This is a genomic window from Mangrovicoccus sp. HB161399 (genome assembly GCF_013184745.1).
Classification (GTDB): Bacteria; Pseudomonadota; Alphaproteobacteria; order Rhodobacterales; family Rhodobacteraceae; genus Mangrovicoccus.
Map to the genome: position 1 here is coordinate 1 of NZ_JAATVU010000014.1, position 20,191 is coordinate 20,191.

22 protein-coding genes and 3 pseudogenes are annotated in these 20,191 nt (G+C 68.8%); 15 read left to right on the forward strand and 10 right to left on the reverse strand.

Features of this window, described 5'->3' with window-relative positions; all coding sequences use genetic code 11:
- Positions 1-90 precede the first annotated feature (90 nt).
- Positions 91-648: a hypothetical protein gene (locus HCC78_RS09985; protein WP_172328628.1), complete on the reverse strand. Its 558-nt coding sequence runs from the start codon at positions 646-648 to the stop codon at positions 91-93.
- A gap of 153 nt (positions 649-801) precedes the next feature.
- Here HCC78_RS09985 and HCC78_RS09990 point away from each other — a divergent pair.
- From HCC78_RS09990 to folD, 6 genes and pseudogenes are all read left to right on the forward strand, one after another.
- Positions 802-1,510 (forward strand): annotated as a pseudogene (locus HCC78_RS09990) (transposase); the annotation flags it as partial.
- Positions 1,511-1,616: 106 nt separating this feature from the next.
- Positions 1,617-1,943: pseudogene (locus HCC78_RS33635) on the forward strand (hypothetical protein); the annotation flags it as partial.
- Between the two features lie 430 nt (positions 1,944-2,373).
- Positions 2,374-3,168: a methyltransferase domain-containing protein gene (locus HCC78_RS09995; protein ID WP_172328629.1), complete on the forward strand. Its 795-nt coding sequence runs from the start codon at positions 2,374-2,376 to the stop codon at positions 3,166-3,168.
- 3 nt (positions 3,169-3,171) lie between these two features.
- Complete coding sequence (locus HCC78_RS10000; protein WP_172328630.1) at positions 3,172-3,783, forward strand: MOSC domain-containing protein; 612 nt, start codon at positions 3,172-3,174, stop codon at positions 3,781-3,783.
- A gap of 61 nt (positions 3,784-3,844) precedes the next feature.
- Positions 3,845-4,210 (forward strand): chorismate mutase, encoded by a 366-nt coding sequence (locus HCC78_RS10005; RefSeq protein ID WP_172328631.1) that lies wholly within the window; start codon positions 3,845-3,847, stop codon positions 4,208-4,210.
- A 22-nt stretch (positions 4,211-4,232) separates the two neighbouring features.
- Entirely contained in the window at positions 4,233-5,135 is a 903-nt protein-coding gene (gene folD / locus HCC78_RS10010; protein ID WP_172328632.1) for a bifunctional methylenetetrahydrofolate dehydrogenase/methenyltetrahydrofolate cyclohydrolase FolD, read from the forward strand.
- A gap of 2 nt (positions 5,136-5,137) precedes the next feature.
- Here the strand turns inward: folD and HCC78_RS10015 are convergent, their stop codons facing one another.
- Genes HCC78_RS10015 through HCC78_RS10035 form a run of 5 tightly spaced genes read right to left on the reverse strand, consistent with a single transcriptional unit; the run spans position 5,138 to position 8,939 of the window.
- Complete coding sequence (locus HCC78_RS10015) at positions 5,138-5,887, reverse strand: DUF1036 domain-containing protein (RefSeq protein ID WP_172328633.1); 750 nt, start codon at positions 5,885-5,887, stop codon at positions 5,138-5,140.
- Complete coding sequence (locus tag HCC78_RS10020) at positions 5,884-6,537, reverse strand: hypothetical protein (protein WP_172328634.1); 654 nt, start codon at positions 6,535-6,537, stop codon at positions 5,884-5,886. The genes HCC78_RS10015 and HCC78_RS10020 overlap by 4 nt, the downstream gene beginning before the upstream one ends.
- 33 nt (positions 6,538-6,570) lie before the next feature.
- A complete protein-coding gene (locus tag HCC78_RS10025; protein WP_172328635.1) occupies positions 6,571-7,020 on the reverse strand; it encodes a PaaI family thioesterase in 450 nt (149 codons plus the stop codon).
- Entirely contained in the window at positions 7,017-7,724 is a 708-nt protein-coding gene (gene pdeM / locus HCC78_RS10030) for a ligase-associated DNA damage response endonuclease PdeM (protein ID WP_172328636.1), read from the reverse strand. Before pdeM ends, HCC78_RS10025 begins: the two co-directional genes overlap by 4 nt.
- 42 nt (positions 7,725-7,766) lie before the next feature.
- Entirely contained in the window at positions 7,767-8,939 is a 1,173-nt protein-coding gene (locus tag HCC78_RS10035; protein ID WP_172328727.1) for an ROK family transcriptional regulator, read from the reverse strand.
- A gap of 166 nt (positions 8,940-9,105) precedes the next feature.
- On the opposite strand from HCC78_RS10035, the gene HCC78_RS10040 reads away from it, so the two are divergent.
- The 3 genes from HCC78_RS10040 (at position 9,106) to HCC78_RS10050 (ending at position 12,073) form a co-directional block, all read left to right on the forward strand.
- Complete coding sequence (locus HCC78_RS10040) at positions 9,106-10,125, forward strand: sugar ABC transporter substrate-binding protein (RefSeq protein WP_172328637.1); 1,020 nt, start codon at positions 9,106-9,108, stop codon at positions 10,123-10,125.
- A gap of 92 nt (positions 10,126-10,217) precedes the next feature.
- The gene (locus tag HCC78_RS10045; RefSeq protein WP_172328638.1) at positions 10,218-11,297 is read left to right on the forward strand and encodes an ABC transporter permease; all 1,080 of its coding nucleotides are present in this window, start codon (positions 10,218-10,220) and stop codon (positions 11,295-11,297) included.
- Complete coding sequence (locus HCC78_RS10050; protein WP_172328639.1) at positions 11,297-12,073, forward strand: ATP-binding cassette domain-containing protein; 777 nt, start codon at positions 11,297-11,299, stop codon at positions 12,071-12,073. The genes HCC78_RS10045 and HCC78_RS10050 overlap by 1 nt, the downstream gene beginning before the upstream one ends.
- An 89-nt stretch (positions 12,074-12,162) precedes the next feature.
- Here HCC78_RS10050 and HCC78_RS10055 read toward each other — a convergent pair whose 3' ends face one another.
- Positions 12,163-12,456 carry an antibiotic biosynthesis monooxygenase gene (locus HCC78_RS10055; protein WP_172328640.1) on the reverse strand — a complete coding sequence of 98 codons (294 nt, stop codon included), beginning with the start codon at positions 12,454-12,456 and terminating at the stop codon, positions 12,163-12,165.
- Between the two features lie 350 nt (positions 12,457-12,806).
- Between HCC78_RS10055 and HCC78_RS33640 the strand changes: the two are divergent.
- Positions 12,807-13,471 (forward strand): annotated as a pseudogene (locus tag HCC78_RS33640) (IS5/IS1182 family transposase); the annotation flags it as partial.
- Between the two features lie 249 nt (positions 13,472-13,720).
- On the opposite strand, the gene HCC78_RS10065 reads toward HCC78_RS33640, so the two are convergent.
- Positions 13,721-14,812: an ABC transporter ATP-binding protein gene (locus tag HCC78_RS10065; protein WP_172328641.1), complete on the reverse strand. Its 1,092-nt coding sequence runs from the start codon at positions 14,810-14,812 to the stop codon at positions 13,721-13,723.
- Between the two features lie 130 nt (positions 14,813-14,942).
- On the opposite strand from HCC78_RS10065, the gene HCC78_RS10070 reads away from it, so the two are divergent.
- From HCC78_RS10070 to HCC78_RS10090, 5 genes are all read left to right on the forward strand, one after another.
- Complete coding sequence (locus HCC78_RS10070; protein WP_172328642.1) at positions 14,943-15,755, forward strand: 2-dehydro-3-deoxygalactonokinase; 813 nt, start codon at positions 14,943-14,945, stop codon at positions 15,753-15,755.
- Positions 15,756-15,837: 82 nt separating this feature from the next.
- Complete coding sequence (locus tag HCC78_RS10075) at positions 15,838-16,857, forward strand: aldose epimerase family protein (RefSeq protein WP_253949121.1); 1,020 nt, start codon at positions 15,838-15,840, stop codon at positions 16,855-16,857.
- Between the two features lie 54 nt (positions 16,858-16,911).
- Positions 16,912-17,544 carry a DNA-3-methyladenine glycosylase gene (locus tag HCC78_RS10080; RefSeq protein ID WP_172328643.1) on the forward strand — a complete coding sequence of 211 codons (633 nt, stop codon included), beginning with the start codon at positions 16,912-16,914 and terminating at the stop codon, positions 17,542-17,544.
- Complete coding sequence (locus tag HCC78_RS10085) at positions 17,541-18,215, forward strand: alpha/beta hydrolase (RefSeq protein ID WP_172328644.1); 675 nt, start codon at positions 17,541-17,543, stop codon at positions 18,213-18,215. Before HCC78_RS10080 ends, HCC78_RS10085 begins: the two co-directional genes overlap by 4 nt.
- Before the next feature lie 170 nt (positions 18,216-18,385).
- Positions 18,386-18,970, forward strand: coding sequence for an HNH endonuclease (locus HCC78_RS10090; protein WP_172328645.1), 585 nt, complete (start codon positions 18,386-18,388; stop codon positions 18,968-18,970).
- Positions 18,971-19,045: 75 nt separating this feature from the next.
- Here the strand turns inward: HCC78_RS10090 and rpsI are convergent, their stop codons facing one another.
- Together rpsI and rplM are read right to left on the reverse strand one after the other, a co-directional pair.
- Positions 19,046-19,537, reverse strand: coding sequence for a 30S ribosomal protein S9 (rpsI, locus tag HCC78_RS10095; RefSeq protein ID WP_172328646.1), 492 nt, complete (start codon positions 19,535-19,537; stop codon positions 19,046-19,048).
- 2 nt (positions 19,538-19,539) lie between these two features.
- Entirely contained in the window at positions 19,540-20,001 is a 462-nt protein-coding gene (rplM, locus tag HCC78_RS10100; RefSeq protein ID WP_172328729.1) for a 50S ribosomal protein L13, read from the reverse strand.
- Positions 20,002-20,191: the final 190 nt, after the last annotated feature.

The window sequence follows — 20,191 nt, forward strand, 5'->3', positions numbered from 1 at the left end:
GATACGACAGATGCCCGAAGGTGTTCTTCTCAGCTATCGCCCTCGCGGCAGTCGTTATCTACTGGCTGTGAAACTCAATGTGTCCAGAGCCTAGAAATCGGGGTGGTGGTGGGCGCAGGTCCGCGTGAAGGTCTCGACGCTGGCCGAGAAGTACGCCGCGGCCTGGTGGATGTCGGCGCCGCGCTGCATCGACCAGGTGCAGGCTGTGTGCTTCAGCGTGTGCGGGGTCACGTCGCTCAGGTCGCGCTCGACGCCGTCCTGTCTGGCGATCCGCTGGGCCGCCTCGATCGTCCCGGCCCAGCCCTTCTTGATGTCGCCGATCTGGCAGCCGCGGTTGCCCTGGATGAAGCAGCGATGGCCGAGGCGTGCCTTGCGCCGGACATGTCCGAGCAGCTGGCGCGGCATTCGGCATGGGTTGCGCTCCTTCTTCGTCGCCTTCTGTCCGGCAGCACGGCGGATGAACAGACCGCCGTCCGGGTCTAGACGTCCCGAGTTCAGCACTGGCTCCGAGCTGATGCGGGTGGCCAGCATCGCGGCCTTCCGGCCGCCCGTGTAGATCCCGAGGATGATGAACCACTGCAGGTGCCGACCGTCAATGCAGAGGCTGCGTGCGCTGCGCAGGAGGTAGACGACTTCGCGGCGGCTCATGAAGCGCTCCTTCGCGGCGCTCTCCTTCGGCAGCCAGACCTCCGGCGCGCTGGTCGGGTGTCCCTCCTTCGCGCAGTGTTTCACGGGGCGTTGTTGCAGAATTCCGCGGTTTCCTGGAGTCACGGCGTGACTCCGGTGGGTCAAGAGCCTGCCATGAGCAAGCCGGAACCTGCCCGCTACCGTACGGTCAACCGGAAATCCTGCAGTGAGCCATTGATGCGCCATTGGTTCGAGCACAATGGCGAACGCGCTTAGGCGGCGTGGGTCCCTGCTCGTCTGGCTGGACAAGGACATGACCTGGCTCGCGCCGAAGGCAGGCAAGCCCGGGCGTCCACCCGTGTTCTCCGACGCTGCCATCCAATTCCGTCTCATGGTGAAGGTCCTGTTCGGCCTGCCGCCCAGGCAAACGGCCGGGATGGCCGCCAGCATCCTCGAGATGGCGTGCCCGGACTGGCCGGTCCCGGACTTTTCCGCGCTTGGCCGACGTCCGAGCGAGACGGGGCCGTGGCCCCAGCGGCGCCGCGAAAGCCCGGTCAGTGAGTGGCTGGCCGGGAAGCACGGCACCCACCGCCGCCGCCAGTGCCGCCAGCTCCATCTGGCGATGGACACAGGCACCAGCGACATCCGGGCGGTGGAGTTCGCCTCCAGCCGCGGGGGCGGCAGCCCTGTCCGTCCCGAATTGCCCGCCCGGATCCCGGAAGACGGGGAAACCGGCCCTGTCGCCGGCGAGTTGCCGGCGGATGCGCCGTCGCCCATCGGGCTCGAACCGATGGCGCCGCGATGGGAAACTCCGAGCACCGCTGGCGACGCCTTCGGCACCCGCCGGTGCCATGTGGCGATCCTGGCGCGCGGAGGCACGGCGCCCGGGCATTCCTTCGGAGTTGCCGGCGGATGCGCCGTCGCCCATCGGGCTCGGACCGATGGCGCCGCGATGGGCAACTCCGAGCACCGCTGCCGACGGCCGTCATGCCCTCGATCCCATCCGGAAAAACGGCCGCCTGGGGAAGGAGGACTGCCCTGCTGCGCTGGCGCGCAACGCCATCCCGCGGGCCGCCCGGCGGCCCGGCCGGACGATCTGCAAGCGGTGGTCCGGCTGCCACGTCCGGAGCAGGATCGAGGCCAGGATGGGGAACCTCGAGTCCTCCGGCGAACGGATCGCTTCGAGGGACCCCGGCCGGCAGGCCGCCGAAATCCACATCCGTGTCATTCGCGGCTGCGCTCGGACCGATGGCGCTTGCCGCTCATTCATGAACCGCTTCAATGCCCTCGGTACGGCCGAGATCGAGCGCTTGGCCCGACCTCAGCTGGGGAAGGGGCATCACGTCCCGACGCTGACTTCTGCAACAATGCTGCGCGGAAGCCTGCTCCAATTCCCGCACCGCACTGGCTTGGGCGGCGATGGCGCACCCGACCGCAGGATCCGCCGGGGCCGAACGTGCACCGCCTATTTCCTGGGCCAATCCGCAGTGATTTCTCCCGGACGTGCGCCGGACGTCGCTGAAATGGCATCTGTCTGCCGGGAGAAGCTGCCGCTGCCATGCCGGTCGCCCGTCACGATCCCGGCGCCGACCGCCACGCCGGCATGATCATCGAAGGCGGTATGCGGGTCAGCATCACTCTCCTCCTCCTCCGGTCGGCGCGCCGCCAACTGCCTTGCCGATCAAGCACCTTGGCGCGCCGGGCCGGAGCACTTAGGCTCGGGCGGAGGCCGAGAGGGAGAACGACATGTCCGCCACGCCGCAATGCGACTGGGATCCGGAAGCCTATCACCGCTTCCGCGGCCTGCGCCTGCGACCGGCGCTGGACCTGCTGGCACAGGTGCCGCCGCTGCCTGCGGGAGCCGCGGTCGATCTCGGCTGCGGCTCGGGCGCGGTCGGCCCGGCGCTGGCGCAGCGCTTCCCCGGCCGCCTGCTGCACGGCGTCGACCGTTCGCCGGCAATGCTGGAGGAGGCCGAGGCCACCGGCGCCTATCAGCGCCTCGAACAGGCCGATATCTCGGAATGGACCGCCGAGGCGCCGGTCGCGCTGATCTTCTCCAATGCCGCGCTCAACTGGGTGCCCGGCCATGCCGAATTGCTGCCGCGGCTCGCGGGCATGCTGGCGCCGGGAGGCGTCCTGGCAGTTCAGTCGCCGCGCCAGCAGGAGGCGCCGTCGCACCGGCTGCTGCGCGAGATCTCCGGCGCGCTCTACCCGCATCTCTTCGACTGGAGCGCCTGGCGCGACGATGTCGAGGAGCTGGCGGAATACGACCGCATCCTCTCGGGGCTCGGCGAACTGTCGCTCTGGGAGACGACCTATGCCCAGCTCCTGCCGCCGGATGGCCGCGCGCATCCGGTGCGCCGCTTCACCGAGTCGACCGCGGGGCGGCGCGTGCTTGACCGGCTGGCCGGCCCGGAGACAGAGTCCTTCCTGTCCGGCTACGATGCCGAGCTGGAGGCGCATTATCCGCGGCGGCCGGACGGCTCGGTCCTGTTTCCGTTCCGCCGCAGCTTCTTCGTTCTGCGCGTGCCGGAGGCCTGAGGCTTGCCCGCGCTGGAACCGACGGATTTCGCCGGGCGGATCGTCTGGATCGGCCGCGTCGCCGACCGCAAGCGGGCACTGGCGTCGGAGCCCGTGCCGTCGCTGCGGCTCGGCTTCGGCGGTCCGGAGGGCGAGGCGCATGGCGGCACTGTCCGCCCCTCGTGCAGCCGCGTGACGAAGCAGCATCCGAAGGGCACGCCGATCCGCAATGTCCGCCAGATCTCGATCGTTTCGGAGGAGGAACTGGCCGGGATCGCCGCGGCGCTGGAGATTGACCGGCTGGACCCGGCCTGGATCGGCGCCACGCTTTGCCTTGCGGGGCTGCCGGATCTGTCGCTGCTGCCGCCGTCGAGCCGTCTGCAGGGGCCGGACGGCGCGACGCTGGTCGTCGACATGCAGAACCAGCCCTGCCATCTGCCGGACCGCGTGATCCGCGCCGGGACCGGACGGGAGACGCTGGCCAGGTCCTTCCGCGCCGCGGCGCGGCAGAAGCGCGGGGTGACCGCCTGGGTGGAACGCGAGGGCGAGCTCTTCCCAGGCGATGTCCTGCGGCTGCACATCCCGGCCCAGCCGGCCTGGCCGCATCTGGCGGCGGCGCGGGGCGCGGCACGCTGAAGCCTTGAATTCCCGTGCCATGGCCGTCATTTTGCGCGCGTGTGTGTTTTGGGGAGACGCGATGAAAGCGCCATCCGAGTGCCAATCCATGTCCGAGCTGCGCATGACGATCGACGCGCTGGACCGGCATCTGATCGAAATGCTGCGGCTGCGGCAGGACTGCATCGACCGGGCAATCCAGCTGAAGCCCGCCGAGGGGCTGCCCGCGCGGATCGAGTCGCGCGTCGTGCAGGTGATTGCCAATGTGCGCGCCTCGGCCGTGGCGAAAGGCGTCGACCCGGATCTGGCGGCATCGCTCTGGCGCAGCCTGATCGAATGGTCTATCGCGCGGGAGCAGGCGGAGCTGGGCGAGGGCAATGCCGGGCGGCCGGCCGCGGATGCGGCGGAGCTTCCCGAGACGCGGCCACGCTCCGGCGGCAAGGCGTGAGACGGCAACGGAGAGCTCCGAAATGACGGCGGAACTGATCGACGGCAAGGCATTCGCGGCAGGGCTGCGGGCGCAGGTGGCGGAAGAGGTGGCCCGGCTGAAGGCCGAGCACGGCCTGACCCCCGGCCTGGCAGTGGTGCTCGTGGGCGAGGACCCGGCCAGCCAGGTCTATGTCCGCTCGAAGGAGAAGATGACCGTCGAGGTCGGCATGAACTCCTACGCCCACCGCCTGCCTGCCGATGTCAGCCAGAAGGAGCTGATCTCGCTGGTGCGCACGCTGAATGCCGACCGCTCCGTCAACGGCATCCTCGTGCAGTTCCCGCTTCCGAAAGGGCTGGACCAGCAGGAGGTGATCGAGACGATTTCCGCGGCCAAGGATGTCGACGGCTTCCATCCGCAGAATGTCGGCCGCCTCGTTGCGGGCATGCCCGCGCTGGTGCCCTGCACGCCGCTGGGCTGCATGATGCTGCTGAAGGACCGGCTGGGCGACCTGTCGGGGCTGAACGCGGTGGTGATCGGCCGCTCGACCATCGTCGGCAAGCCGATGGCGACTCTGCTGACCAATGCCTCGGCGACGGTGACGGTGGCGCATTCGCGCACGAAGGACCTGCCGGACGTCGTGCGCGGCGCCGATATCGTCGTTGCCGCCGTGGGCCGTGCCGAGATGGTCAAGGGCGACTGGATCAAGCCGGGCGCGACGGTGATCGATGTCGGCATCAACCGCATAGACGCGCCGGAAAAGGGCGAGGGCAAGACGCGCCTCGTCGGCGACGTCGACTTCGGCGAGGCCGTTGAAGTTGCGGGCGCGATCACCCCGGTGCCGGGCGGGGTCGGGCCGATGACCATCGCCTGCCTTCTGGCCAATACCGTGACGGCGACCTGCCAGGCCAATGGCCTTCCGGTGCCCGAGGTGCTGACGGTCTGACGTCAGCGGATTCCGATCTGCTGGCGGAACACGCTGGCAGGCGTGATCTTGCGGAATTCGGCAGGTTTCCGGCCAGCTGCGCAGCGGCTGCCGGGCGAGACCGTCCCGCTTTTCGGGTTGAGGCAGAACCGGGCATCGCCCGCGATTTCCCCGCGCGCCGTTTTCGCATGCAGCCAGGCAGCGACGCGGCGCGTGCCGAAGAACCACTGGCAGTCATCCGGCGCGATCCTCACGAAGCCCGAACTTTTCCACGCCGAATTGTCCTGCCAGGCGATCACCACCGTCAGCGGGTTGGCCTTGTTGCGGTTGCAGATCGTCCAGGGCACGGGCAGCCCGGCGCGGTTGTAGGCGGCAGGCCCGACAGCCAGGGTCGGCGTCTGGAGGCCGGAGACGGACCGGCCGCCGCCGCCGCCGGACCCCGGCCTGTCGGGAAGATCGAAATGCGTCGGATTGGTGTCGGGGCCGCCGAAATCGTCGTCCGGTGGACTGGGGTCGCCCGGATCGCCGGGATCGCCCGGATCGGTTGAGTCGCCGGAGCGGCTCATGCCGGCCGTGCCGCCATAGGTTTCGCGGCTCTGTCCGGGCCTGCCCGTGCCGCCGACATCGTCGAACTGGACCGGAAGCAGGACCGCTCCGGGCATGTCCGCCAGAATCTGCGGCCGCTGAGCTGAGCCTGCGGCGGCGCCTTGCGGCACTAGGCAGCTTGCCGCGACGACGACGGCCTGCATGAGAGCCGGATGGAGCGTGTTCATTCTCCTGTCTCCTCGATGTCGATGTCGTTGCCGCCTCCCGGCTGCGGCGTCTCCCTGATTTCCAGCGAAATGTCGTCCACGGGTTTCTCTGCCGGATCCGCGCCATATCCGCTGCCCTCCGCGGAGGCGGCCACGGCCGAAGCGTCGCTGGCTGCGGTGGCGGCCGTCGGTACGCCGCCGCCGTGGATCTTGAAGATGAATATCACATAGATGAGCAGGTAGATGACCGAGACCAGCATCACGAAGCTCGCCACCGACCGGGTGCGGAAGGCGAGGCTGGCCATTCCCGCCTTGAACGTCACTTCGTCCGCGTCCTTCACGATGCGCTCGAACTGCGCGGCCTGCGCGAATTGCCAGAAGGCGAAGGACACGCCGCTCACCGTGATCAGCATGGAGACCCAGAACAGGTAGATGGCGCTGCGCAGCTGCCATTCGAAGACCCTGCGCGTATGGGAATAGGCCCAGGCGTTGTATGCGGCGCGCGACGAGGCCTCGAGGGCGATTTCGTCCTGCTGCACGCCCAGTTCCGCGGCGGGCGGCGGGCTGCCGCGCAGGGGGCCGGTGGCAATCCATTCGAGCGCCAGCAGGCCGATGATGACGAGAAGGATGCTGCAGGCGACCGAGACTGGCTTAAGGACGGATGACGGCATCTTCGTTCCTCTCCGCGCGCTGCGGAAAGGATATCACGAATTCACGACATCGCGAAATCCGGCCTGGACGGCCATCATCGTGCCCTGGACCGCGCCGACCAGCTTGCGGTTGCCCGCCGCGTCTTCGGCCTCGATATCGGCGCGCACGACGGTGATCTGCCGGCCCGCACGCAGCACGGTGCCGGTGGCGATCAGCCGGGTGCCTACCATCGGGCGCAGCATGTTCATCTTCACCTCGACCGAAACCACGTCGGCGCCATCGGGCATCAGGCTCAGCGCGGCATAGCCCGCGGCGGAGTCGGCCAGCGAGAATCCGGCGCCTGCATGGGCGAAGCCCTGCTGCTGCGAGACCGCCGGGGTGATCGGCATGGACAGGACGCAGCGGCCCGGGGAGACCTCCTCGATGGACACGCCCAGCGTCTGCATCAGCCCCTGGCGGGCGAAATTCTCGGCGATTCGGGCGGAGTTGTCGGGCGTGCTCATGGCGCCATGCTGCGGCGGGCACGGGGACGGGGGGAGCGGGCATCTTGCCGCTGCGCGCCGAGCGGCACCGGCAGCGCGCGCCTGCCGGTCAAGACGGCGCAGGCCTCCGGTCCCAGCAGCGGGGCAAGGGCCGGATCGGTGCAGTCGAGCCCGCCGGTATAGGTGCCGAAGGCGGGCAGGATCGCGCGGGTGCCGTCGATCAGGAAACAGGCATGCCGCCGCCCGCCGAGCCGCGCCTTGGGATGGTAATGGCCCGAGATCTCGCCGGGAGCGGCGCCAAGGGCGGCGATGTGGCGGAAGGCCAGGGGACCGCGGGCCAGCTCCGCCAGATGGCTGCCCGGCAGGTCGACGGGCCCGGCATCGTGGTTGCCCTCGATCCAGATCCAGCGCCGCCCGGCGGCCATCCGCATCAGCAGGCCGCGCGCCTCTTCGCCGAGGTGATCCGCCGCCGCGAGATCGTCGAAGCTGTCGCCGAGCGCGACGACCGTCTCGGGGGAGACCGCATCGATTTCGGCGGCGAGCCGGTGCAGCGTGTCGAGCGTCTCGTAGGGCGGCAGCATCGCGCCGCCGCGCCGGGCCATCCGCTCGGCCTTGCCAAGATGCAGGTCGGAGACGCAAAGCAGCCGCTCGGCGGGCCAGTGCAGCGTGCCCGCGGGGCGCGCCTCCAGCGCGGCGCCGGCCAGGTGGAAGGAATGGGCGGTCATGGCGCCCGTGGTGCCGCAGGCTGCAGCCCCGCGCAAGGGGCGTCAGTTCAGGAAGAATTGCGCATGGATCGGCGCGGCGGCGGCCCCCATGACGCGGGCGTTGAAGCCGACCGTGGCCTCCACCACCCGCGGAGGCACCAGACCGCGCATGTCGAGCTGCGCCAGTTCCGCCGCGACGCGTTCGGCCAGCACGGTCCGGACTGCCGTGGGAAAGGCGCCGTCGATCAGCACGGCCTCGAAATCGATCACCGCGCAGGCGGCCCGGGCGCCCCGCGCGATGGCGGGGGCGGCGAGGTCGATCCAGTCGGCCAGCTCGCCGGCGAATCCGGTCCAGTCCTGCGGCTGGCGCCAGAGCGCGGCGGTGTCGCCGCCGGATTCCTCGATGGCGGCCTCCAGCAGGTAGAGCGAGGCCATGTCCAGCAGGCTGCGGACATTGCCCTGCGGGTCGGAGACGCGCAGCGAGCCGAGCGCCCCGGCATTGCGCTGCGCCCCCTCGATCACGGTCGAGTTCATCACGATGCCGCCGCCGATGAAGGAGCCGATATAGAAATAGGCGTAATCGCGGAACTGCCGCCCGCGGCCATGGACATGCTCGGCGCGGCAGGCGGCGGTTGCGTCGTTGACGGTGAAGAGGGGCAGGGAGGAGAAGCGCGCGACCTCCTCCTCGAAGACCAGCCCCTGCCAGACGGCCATGTCCTCGGGCGCGCCCAAGGGCTCCAGCCAGCTCCAGATTTCCAGCGGCGCGGCGATGCCGATGCCGCAGAGCCGGTCGCGCTGATGCGGGGTCAGGGCCTCGGAGAGCGCCGCCATGCCGGTTTCGAGATAGCCGAAGATCTGGTCCGGCATCGGGTAGCGGTAGGTCAGCTGGCTCTGGCCCAGCACCTCGCCTGCGATGTCCATCACCACGAGATCCGAGGAGCGGCGGCCGATCTTCAGCCCGAAGGAAAGCGCCCCGTCGGGATCGAGCGCCATCGGCACCGAAGGCTTGCCCACGCGGCCGCGCTGCGGCTCGCCGCGCAGGAGGAAGCCCTCTGTCTCCAGCTTGCGCAGGATGTTGGAGACGGTCTGCGCCGAAAGCTCGGTGCGCTTGGCGATGTCGGAGCCCGCCATCGCCCCGTGGCGCTGGATCAGGCTGAGAATCAGGCGCTCGTTGTGGGCGCGCACGCCCGTCTGGTTGGCCCCGGCCCCCAGGTCCCTGATCTCGTTTCCGTCCATCTGCGTCCTCCCGATCATCACTCTTGCTCCTGCCGATTAATAAATCAACTGGATTTATTTATTGACAGGGCACCATCAACATCCCTAACTGAGCACATCTCCGGAGAGGAGAACACGCGACTCGTGGCGGGGAGGACCGCTGCGGATTGCCAAAGGGAGGACATCCATGAAGACGATTCTGGCCACCAGCGCCATTGCGCTTGCCTGCCTGTCGACCGGCGCCTTCGCCGCCGGCGACGATGTCAGCGCCTGCCTCATCACCAAGACGGACACCAACCCCTTCTTCGTGAAGATGCGCGAGGGCGCCGCGGCCAAGGCGGCCGAGCTGGGCATCGAGCTGAACAGCTATGCCGGCAAGGTCGACGGCGACAACGAGGCCCAGGTGAACGCGATCGAGACCTGCATCGCCAACGGCGCCAAGGGCATCCTGATCACCGCGTCCAGCACCTCGGCCATCGTGCCTTCGGTCCAGCAGGCCCGCGACGCAGGCATCCTGGTGATCGCGCTCGACACGCCGCTCGATCCGATCGACGCGGCCGACATGACCTTTGCCACCGACAATTTCCTGGCGGGCGAGCTGATCGGCCAATGGGCGGCGGCGAAGCTGGGCGACGCGGCAAAGGACGCCAAGATCGCCATGCTCGATCTCGACGTGTCGCAGCCCACGGTGGGCGTGCTGCGCGACCAGGGCTTCCTCAAGGGCTTCGGCATCGAGCTGGGCGACCCGAACAAATGGGGCGACGAGACCGACCCGCGCATCGTCGGCCACGACGTGACCCAGGGCAACGAGGAGGGCGGCCGCAAGGCGATGGAAAACCTGCTGGCCTCCGACCCTTACGTGAACGTGGTCTACACGATCAACGAGCCGGCCGCCGCGGGTGCCTACGAGGCGCTGAAATCTATGGGCCGCGAGAACGACGTGCTGATCGTGTCGGTCGACGGCGGCTGCCCGGGCGTGGCCAACGTGGCCGACGGCGTGATCGGCGCGACCTCGCAGCAGTATCCGCTGCTGATGGCGTCGAAGGGGATCGAGGCGATCGCCCAGTACGCCAAGGACGGCACCAAGCCCGCCGCGACCGAAGGCAAGGACTTCTTCGATACCGGCGTGTCGCTGGTCACCGACCAGCCGGTCGACGGCGTCGAGTCCATCTCCGTCGCCGACGGCAAGGATATGTGCTGGGGCTGAGCCCCGCGCGGGGCACCCCGTGCGGCGCCCCGCACCTTACCGTTCCGGTCCCGGCGGCTTCGGGACCTCTCCACATCATGGAAGGGAACAAAATGTCCTCGCACACTGCCAGTCCGGAGAATTTCGAGGCCGCGGCCAAGGGCGCCTCGCGCGACGTCGCCTCGTTCCAGCCCCATCGAAAGGGCTTCGTCGGACACTGCCATGACCTGCTGCATTCCACGCCCGCCCTGGTTCCGCTGATCGTCCTGATCGTGGCGCTCGCGCTCTTCGGCACGATCCTCGGCTCGAAGTTCTTCTCGCCCTTCGCGCTGACGCTGATCCTGCAGCAGGTGCAGATCGTCGGCGTGCTCGCCGCGGCGCAGTCGCTGATCATCCTCACTGCCGGGATCGACCTGTCGGTCGGCGCCATCGCGGTGCTGACATCGGTGATCATGGGGCAGTTCACCTTCCGTTACGGCATCCCGCCCTTCTTCGCGGTGATCGCGGGGCTGGCCTTCGGCACCGGCATCGGCGCGGTGAACGGCTGGCTGGTCTCCAAGGTCAAGCTGCCGCCCTTCATCGTGACGCTCGGCATGTGGCAGATCGTGCTGGCCGCGAACTACCTCTATTCCGCCAACGAGACCATCCGCGCCCAGGACATCGAGTCCGATGCCGCCTTCCTGCAGTTCCTCGGCACCAAGTTCGAGATCGGCGGGGCGACCTTCACGCTGGGCGTGCTGCTGATGCTGGCGCTGGTGCTGGGTCTGGCCTATGCGTTGCGCTCCACCGCCTGGGGCCGCCATGTCTATGCCGTCGGCGACGATCCCGATGCCGCGGCGCTGGCGGGCGTGAACGTCCACCGCACGCTGATGTCGGTCTACATGCTGGTCGGGCTGATCTGCGGCCTGGCGGGCTGGGTGATGATCGGCCGCTTCGGCTCGGTCTCGCCCTCGGCCACGACCGGCGTGATCGGCAACATCCAGGCGATCACCGCCGTGGTGATCGGCGGCATCTCGCTCTTCGGCGGGCGCGGCTCGATCCTCGGCGCCTTCTTCGGCGCGCTGATCGTCGGCGTGTTCGAACTGGGGCTGCGCATGGCCGGCGCCAACCCGCAATGGACCTACCTGCTCATCGGCGCGCTCATCATCGTCGCCGTCACCGTCGACCAGTGGATCAGAAAGGTGTCTGCCTGATGGAACCCATTCTCAAGGCCCGCAACCTCGTGAAGCGCTACGGCAAGGTGACCGCGCTCGACCATTGCGACTTCGACCTGATGCCCGGGGAAATCCTCGCCGTGATCGGCGACAACGGGGCAGGCAAGTCGACGCTGATCAAGGCGATCTCCGGCGCGGTCCAGCCCGATGGCGGCGAGATCTGGCTGGAGGGCCGCAAGGTGTCCTTCCCGTCGCCGATCGCCGCCCGCGCGGCCGGGATCGAGACCGTCTACCAGACGCTCGCCATGTCGCCCGCGCTCAGCATCGCCGACAACATGTTCATGGGACGCGAGCTGCGCCGCAAGGACTGGCGCGGCAAGTACCTCAAGATGCTGGACCGCCCGGCGATGGAGCAGTTCGCCCGCGAGAAGCTTTCCGAGCTGGGGCTGATGACGATCCAGAACATCAACCAGGCGGTGGAGACCCTCTCGGGCGGCCAGCGCCAGGGCGTCGCGGTGGCGCGCGCCGCCGCCTTCGGATCGAAGGTGATCATCCTCGACGAGCCCACCGCCGCGCTCGGCGTCAAGGAAAGCCGCCGGGTGCTCGACCTGATCCAGGACGTGCGCTCGCGCGGGATCCCGATCATCCTGATCTCGCACAACATGCCGCATGTCTTCGAGGTGGCCGACCGCATCCATGTCCACCGGCTGGGCAGCCGCCTCTGCGTGATCCGGCCCGGCGACTACACGATGTCGGATGCCGTCGGCTTCATGACCGGCGCAGCCGAGCCGCCCGCCGACATGCAGGCCGCCTGAGGTCCTCCGGCTGCCGCCTGGCGGCAGCCTGGCCCGGCCGCCGTGCCGGACACGGCCCCCCGGAGCATCCCCCGGGGGGCCTCCTTGCGTCAGGTGGCGAGGTCGTAGTGGCGGATGCTGCGCGACTCGACCAGCTCCGCCTCGGCCGGATCGACATGCGGGCTGGCCCAGTCCTCGCCGACGAAGGCCTTCAGCGCCCCGAGGCTTTCCCAGACCATGACGAAGCTGAATTCGCGCGGCGTCTCGGGCCGCGCCGCGCCGGGCAGGACGCTGACGATCCCCTCGGTGCCCTTCATCAGGGGAATGGCGGTCCCGTGGAAGAAGCGGGCGAATTCCTCTTCCTTGCCCGGACGGGTGACGACTTGGAAAATGCGCATGATCATCTGCTGTCCTCCCTTGCGGCGGCCCGTGCCGCCGGAACCAGCATAGCAGACCGGCGCGCGCCCTGCCGGTCCGGCGTCGAAGGGCCTCTGCCCGGGGCCGCTCCGGGGCGCCATGCGGACGTCCGGGCCCGGCGGGCGCGCCGTGACCGCATGTCGGGCAGAGGCCTGCGCCTTGTCCAGGCCCCCGCTTGAAGCCGCCGCCAGGGTGTTGCGCAGGCCGGGGCGCGGGGCAGCCGTTCGGATCTCTCCCGCACGTTGCCCTGGCCTCGGGACCGATTGATGATCCGCTCAAGGGGTGATTCAGCCTCCAGGAGCAGACGGATCTCTGGGCAACGTCTTCTGGCTGGCAGATGCCGCGGCTCCAGCCGTTCTTTCCCCGGAGCCATGGCAAGCCGAGGGTCGATGACCGGCGCGCGTTGAGCGGCAGCATTTTCGTCAATCGCAATGGTCTGCGATAGTGCGATGAGTCCAGCGAGTTTGGTCCGCCAAAAATGCTGCGCAACGGGTGGAAGCGCCGGAGAGCGGTACGTGTTTGCCGGGAGCTTCGACGGGCTGTCCTCGGACGCGACGTCTCTGAATGCACATCGCACGGCGTCGAGCCTGCGGTCAAAAGGTGCGTGGACGCCCGGCAAGGCGAACCAAGGGCGGCAGGACCCCCAAGCAGCATGCCGTCGCGGATGCCATTGGCCACCCACTCAAGTTCTTCATGACGGTCGGCCAGGTCAGCGGCCATACTGGTGCGGACGCGCTGCTTGGGAACCTGCTTGCTGGCCGGGGCCGTGACGCGGATTGGTTCGGCGGTGTCCTGAAAGGCAAGGGGATCAAGCCCTGCATCCCGCCCGGGATGTCCTGAGGCATGCCCGTCAAGGACGGCAGGAGAGGCTGCGGACGCCGGAACTGCATCGAGATCACGTTCGGGAGGCCGAAGGACTGGCGGCGAGTTGCGACACGTTAGGATATGTGCCCAGTGGGCTTCGTCTCCGCTGGCGATCCCGCGGCAGCGGTGACGTTCTGGCCGCGAGTCCCGAGCCTGGGGCAGGCGCGCAGGCCGGGCATCGGTTGCGTTGCAGTGCCAGTCGGCGGTCCCGAAGGTCCGGCGGTCAGGTCCGGCAGCGATGCGCGCGGCCTGTCCGGCCATGGATGGCCTTCCGTTTGCCCGCGGCGATACCGGGGCCGCCCGGTTCCTCCGGAAAAGCCTCGGCCGTGGAAACTCCGGCGCGGGAGGCGAACCGGCGTCGGGGCGCAGTTTCCGAGGCAGCTCCGGTCAGAAGCCCCAGCTCTGGCTCGGTGCCGTGCGGTCGCGCCGGCGGCCGGTCTGCGCGTCGAAGACGTGGCAGGCATCGGGCGGGACGACGATGCGGATGCGGTCGCCCGGCAGCGCCTCGAAGCTGCGTTCGGCCTTCACCGAGACCATCGCGCCGCCTGCGGGCACCAGCACCATCACCGCGTCGCCGAGCTGCTCCAGCGCGTAGAGCGGCGCGCCGATCTCGCAGCCGGTGAAGCCCATGTGCTCGGACAGGACCTGCGCCTCCTCGGCGCGGAAGCCGAGGATCACCTCGCCGTCCTCCGCCTCCAGCCCCTCGATCTGGACGTCCTCGCCGCGGAACACGCCCGCGCGGATGCGTCCGCGCATGAGGTTCATCGCCGGGCTGCCGATGAAGCCCGCGACGAAGGCATTGGCCGGCCGTTCGTAGATCTCGCGCGGCGTCCCGGTCTGCACGATCCGGCCCTTCTGCATCACCACGATCCGGTCGGCGAGCGTCATCGCCTCGGCCTGGTCATGGGTGACATAGATGGTCGTCACGCCGAGCTCGCGGGTGAGGTGGCGGATATGGGCGCGGGTGGAGAGCCGCAGGCGCGCGTCGAGATTGGAGAGCGGTTCGTCCATCAGGAACAGGCAGGGCTCGCGCACGATGGCGCGGGCCAGCGCGACGCGCTGCTTCTGGCCGCCGGACAGCGCCGAGGGACGCTTGGACAGCTGGTCGGCCAGCCCGACCTTCTCGGCCGCCGCGCGCACCGCGCCCTCCTGCGCCTTGCGGTCCATCTTGCGCATCTTCAGCGGGAAGCGGATGTTCTCGAAGACGGTCAGGTTGGGATAGAGCGCGTAGCTCTGGAACACCATGGCGATGTCGCGGTCGGCTGGGGGAATGCCCGCCATGTCGCGCCCGTCGAACAGCACCTTGCCGCCGCTGGCATCGTCGAGGCCGGCGATCATCCGCATCGTCGTGGTCTTGCCGCAGCCGGAGGGGCCGAGCAGCACGACGAATTCGCCGTCCTCGGCCACCAGGTCCAGGGGGCCGACCGCCTCGAACGCGCCGAAGCGCTTCGACACTTGCTGCAGTTCGATGCGCGCCATATGGTCCTCCGATGCGCTGTCCCCAACCTGCACCTAGCCGGAAAGCGGGGCGGCGTCATCCCCTTTTTGCGTGACGCAACAGTCACTTGCGTTTGCACGCGAGGCCAGGGACAAGATCAGGAGGCCCGAGATGAGGCAGAGGCAGTGGATTGCGCTCGACACCGGCAGGCCGGAGCCGCGCGCCTGGAACATGGCGGAGGACCGCGCCGGAGGACCCGCCGCGGCGCTGCCGCCGGGCGGGCTGACGGAACTGGCCGGGGCAGGCGGCCTGGTGGTGGCCTGCGGGCCGCTGGCCGGAATGCTGCCCGCGCCGCTGCCGCGCGAGGTGCCCGCCGCGCCGCTTCCCGAAAGCCTGCCGGTCGCGGACTGGCAGGGGCTGGTGCTGGCGGCGGTGCCGGGGCTGCGCGCTGCCGGGCCAGCGCTGATGGCCGGGGCGGAGACGCGGGCGGCGGGCTTCCTCGCGCTCAATCCGGGCTGGGACGGGGTGCTCTGCATCGCCGGGGAGGAAACCCACTGGGTCCATGTCTCGGCGGGAGAGGCGGTCAGCTTCCAGTCCGCGCTGTCCGGGCCGCTGCGGCGGGCGATGGCGGCGGAGGCCGCGCCCGGACCGTGGGACGAGGAGGCGTTCCTGGAGGCGCTCGACCGCACCCGCAGCCGTCCCGAGACGTTGATGGCCGGGCTGGCCCGCATCCGCGCAGCGGCGCGGCTGGGCGAGGCGGCGCCGGGCCTGGGCGCCAGCCAGCTGGAAGGGCTGCTGATCGGCGCCGATCTGGCCGCGGCGCGAGCCTGGTGGCTGGGCCAGCCGGTGGCCGTGATCGCTCCCCGGGAACGGGCGGCACCGTGGCTGTCGGCGTTCCGCGCGCAGGGCGTCCCGGCGACGGAGGCCGATGACGCGGCGATGACGGTGGCAGGGCTGGCCGCGGCGTGGAAGCTGCTCGGCTGACCCTGCGGCGCAACGCGCCTTGCACAGGCGGCGGGCTCCGGGCCAGACCGGGACGACGGACCCCAGACGCGGAGCAACGACCATGATGGCATCCATGATCCCCGGCCTCTATCCCTTCGGCACGCGGCCGGACGGCCAGGCGGTGCAGCGCGTCGTGCTGTCTGACGGCATGCTGGACGTCGCCGTTCTGACCCAGGGCGCCATCCTGCAGGATGTCCGCCTCAAGGGCGTCGATCACGGGCTGGCGATCGGCACGGACACGCTGGATCCCTATCTGGCCGACATGCGCTCCTGCGGCTCGCTGATCGGGCCGGTGATCAACCGCATCGCCGAAGGGCGCGCCGTGATCGCGGGCGAGACCTTCGAATTCGAGCGCAACCAGGACGGCAGGCACACACGCCATTCCGGTGCGGCCGGCACGCAGAACAAGCTGTGGGAGATCAGCGAGATGGACGACAGCTCGGTCACGCTGGAGCTGGGCCTGCCGGATGGCGAGGGCGGCTTTCCCGGCAACCGCGCGGTGGCGGCGCGCTATGCGCTGGTCGCGCCGGGCGTGCTGGAAATGCGTGTCGCCGTCACCACGGACCGGCCGACCATCGTCAATTTCGCCAATCACGGCTACTGGAACCTCGACGGAACCGACACCTACGAGGGCCACCGGCTCGAGGTCGCGGCCGACCGGCGCTGCGTGATGGGCGAAGGCTCGCTGGTCACCGGCGAGATCGCTCCGGTGGAGGGCAGCTTCTTCGACTTCCGGCAGGGCACCATCCTGCACCCCGGGCAGGACCCGCAGATCGACCTGAATCTCTGCCTGGCGGACCGCCGCCGCCCGCTGACCGAGATCCTGACGCTGACCGGACGCTCCGGCGTGTGCATGACGGTGTCCAGCACCGAGCCGGGCGTGCAGGTCTATGACGGCGCGAATTTCAAGAATGGCGGCGCAACGGGCCATGACGGGCGCCGCAACGGTCCCTATTGCGGGCTGGCAATCGAGCCGCAGGGCTGGCCGGATGCCTGCAACCACGCGGAGTTCCCGCCGATCCTGCTGGACGAGGGCCACGCGGTTGAGCAGGTCACGACTTGGCGCTTCTCCGCGCCCTGAGCGCAGGCGCAGGATCCGGATTGACCGCCTCCGGGACGCGTGCGACGCCGGGACATGCCGAGCGAACGGATCATCATGACGCCCGCCTGCGTGGCCGAAGGCGCCGCCTGGCTGGCCGGGCAGGAGCCGCGCTTCGCCGCGGCGCTGGAGCTGACCGGCGCGCTGCCGTTGCGCCGCCGCAGGGACGGGTTCGAGCCGCTCCTGTCGGCAATCGTCTCGCAGCAGGTCTCGGTTGCGGCGGCCGACGCGATCTGGGCGCGGCTGCGGACGGCGAAGCTGACCGGCCCGCGGAAAATCCTGGGAGCCACCGAAGAAGAGCTGCGTGCCTGCGGCCTGTCGCGCCAGAAGATCCGCTATGCCCGCGAACTAGCCGCGGCGCGGATCCGCTTCGGCGAACTGCGCGACGCGCCGCTGGAAGAGGTGATCGCCACGCTGGTGGCGGTGCCGGGAATCGGCCGCTGGACGGCGGAGATTTACGCAATGTTCAGCCTGGGGCGGGCAGATGTGTTCGCGCCCGGAGATCTGGCACTCCAGGAAGCGGTGCGCCTGCTTTTTGAGCTGGATTCCCGGCCCAGCGAAAGGATCTTGCGCGATATGGCCGCAGCCTGGAGCCCGTGGCGCGCGGTTGCGGCACGGCTGCTCTGGGCCTACTACCGGGTGGCAAAGCAACGCGAGGGCATAAGATGACGCGCAAGCTGAACGTCGGACGGGCGGAGCCGCAATCGGGCGAGACCAAGAGCGTGGTCGCCTTCCTGCACGGCTACGGCGCCAATGGCGCGGACCTTCTGGGCCTTTCCCAGCCGCTCGCCCAGTACCTGCCCGACACGCTGTTCCTCGCCCCCGACGCGCCTGATCCCTGCGCCGGCAGCCCGATGGGATTCCAGTGGTTCCCGATCCCCTGGATCGACGGCTCCAGCGAGGCGGCATCGCGCGCCGGCATGGAGCGGTCCGTCGAGGACGTCCAGGCCTTCATCGACGACGTTCTCGAGGAGACCGGAGTAAGTCCCGAGAACTTCTACCTTTTCGGTTTCTCTCAAGGCACGATGCTGAGCCTGTACGTGGCGCCGCGCCGGGACGAGGCGATCGGCGGCGTGGTCGGCTTCTCCGGCCGCCTGCTGCGCCCCGAGACACTGGAAGCCGAGGCCAAGGTGAAGCCGCCGGTGATCCTGATCCATGGCGATTCCGACGAGGTGGTGCCCTATTCGGCGCTGCGCGAGGCCGGGGACGCGCTGGCCGCGGCGGGGTTCCAGGTCTTCGCGCACACGATGAAGGGCACCGGCCACGGCATCGATCCCGAGGGGCTGAGCGTCGCGCTGGCCTTCCTGCGCCAGCAGATGGATGCGCCGCCGGAGGGGTGAGTCTCCTCGCTGTCACGCCATCGTCGCATATCCTGACTAGAAGGCAGATGAACTATACCGCATGTTGCGGGGCTTGTGCCGTTGCAAACGCGATATATAGTCAGAACAGCTAGGGCGGGACGGCCCGCTCTGGTGCCGCGACGGGCAGACAGGGCGAGGATGCTTCACCCATGCAGGCAGATTTCAGGACGGCTTTCGTCCGAGAACCGAACAGTCTCAAACACCATCCGGCTTTGGTGCTGAATGCGGATTACCGTCCGCTCTCCTATTATCCGTTGTCACTCTGGCCGTGGCAGGAAGCCGTGAAGGCTGCCTTCCTCGACAGGGTGAACATCATAGCCGAATACGACCACGTGGTCAGAAGTCCGACCATCGAAATCCGAATACCGTCGGTCGTGGTCCTCAAAGAGTTCGTCAAACCCCAGAAGCGCGTGGCCTTCACGCGCTTCAATTTATTTCTGAGGGACGAATTCTGCTGCCAGTACTGCGGGGCGAAGGGCGACCTGACCTTCGACCACGTGGTGCCGAGGGCGCGCGGCGGGATCACCAGCTGGGAGAACGTGGTCGCGGCCTGCGGGCGGTGCAACCTGAAGAAGGGCTCCAAGACGCTGAAGCAGGTCGGCTTCTCGCTTCAGAAGCCCCCGCGGCGGCCGTCCTCGGAGGAACTGCGCAACATGGGGCGGCGGTTTCCGCCGAACTTCCTGCACGAAAGCTGGGTCGACTATCTCTACTGGGATGCCGAGCTGGACAGCTGACGGCCGCCAGGCAGGAAAAAACGCCCGCAGTTTCCTGCGGACGTTCGAAAGCATGGGGCTTGCGCCCGCTGCCGATCAGCGCTTCGAGAACTGGAAGGAGCGGCGTGCCTTGCGGCGGCCGAATTTCTTCCGCTCGACGACGCGGCTGTCGCGGGTCAGGAAGCCTGCCGCCTTCAGCGCGCCGCGCAGCGACGGATCGTAGAGCTGCAGGGCCTTCGAGATGCCGTGCTTGACCGCGCCTGCCTGGCCGGAGAGGCCGCCGCCGGTGACGGTTGCATAGACGTCGAACTGGTCTTCCACGCCGGCCACGGTGAAGGGCTGGCGCAGGATCAGGCGCAGCACCGGACGTGCGAAATACACGGTCTGGTCCTTGCCGTTCACGACGACCTTGCCGGAGCCCGGCTTGACCCAGACGCGTGCGACAGCGTCTTTCCGCTTGCCGGTCGCGTAGGAGCGGCCGAGCTCGTCACGCACCGGAGCGCGCGGGGCTTCTTCGACGGCAGCCGTGGCGACAGTGCCCGCGACGGCCTGGTTCAGGTCTTCCAGGGACTTGAGTTCCTCGGCCATGATCAGCTCCGCGCGTTCTTGGCGTTCAGGGATTTGACATCCAGCACTTCCGGCGCCTGGGCCTCGTGCGGATGCTCGGTGCCGGCGTAGATGCGCAGGTTGGTCATCAGCTGGCGGGACAGGCGGTTGCCCGGAAGCATGCGCTTCACGGCAGCTTCCACGACGCGGCCCGGATAGCGGCCGTCGAGGACCTTGTCCGCGGTGGTCGACTTGATGCCGCCCGGGTGGCCGGTGTGGCGGTAGTAGGTCTTTTCCGTGCGCTTCTTGCCGGTCAGCTTGACCTTGTCCGCATTGATGATGATGACGTTGTCACCCATGTCCATATGCGGAGTGAAGGTTGCCTTGTGCTTGCCGCGCAGGCGCATGGCGACGATCGAGGCAAGACGGCCCAGAACCACGCCCTCGGCGTCGATCAGGATCCACTTCTTGTCGATGTCAGCCGGTTTGGCTGTGTAGGTTTTCATGGTGGGCACCTTGGTGGGTTCCGATGAATGTCTCGCGGGAGTGCCCCGGAGGGCGCCCGACTCGCGTTGCGGGTATGTGCCAAAACCCCGCAGCCTTTGCAAGCGCAATTGCCGAAATTTATTACGTGTTCGCAGTCACTTGCGAGAAAGGTAATTAGTTACCTCACAAAATTGGCGGAATCGCGCGGCG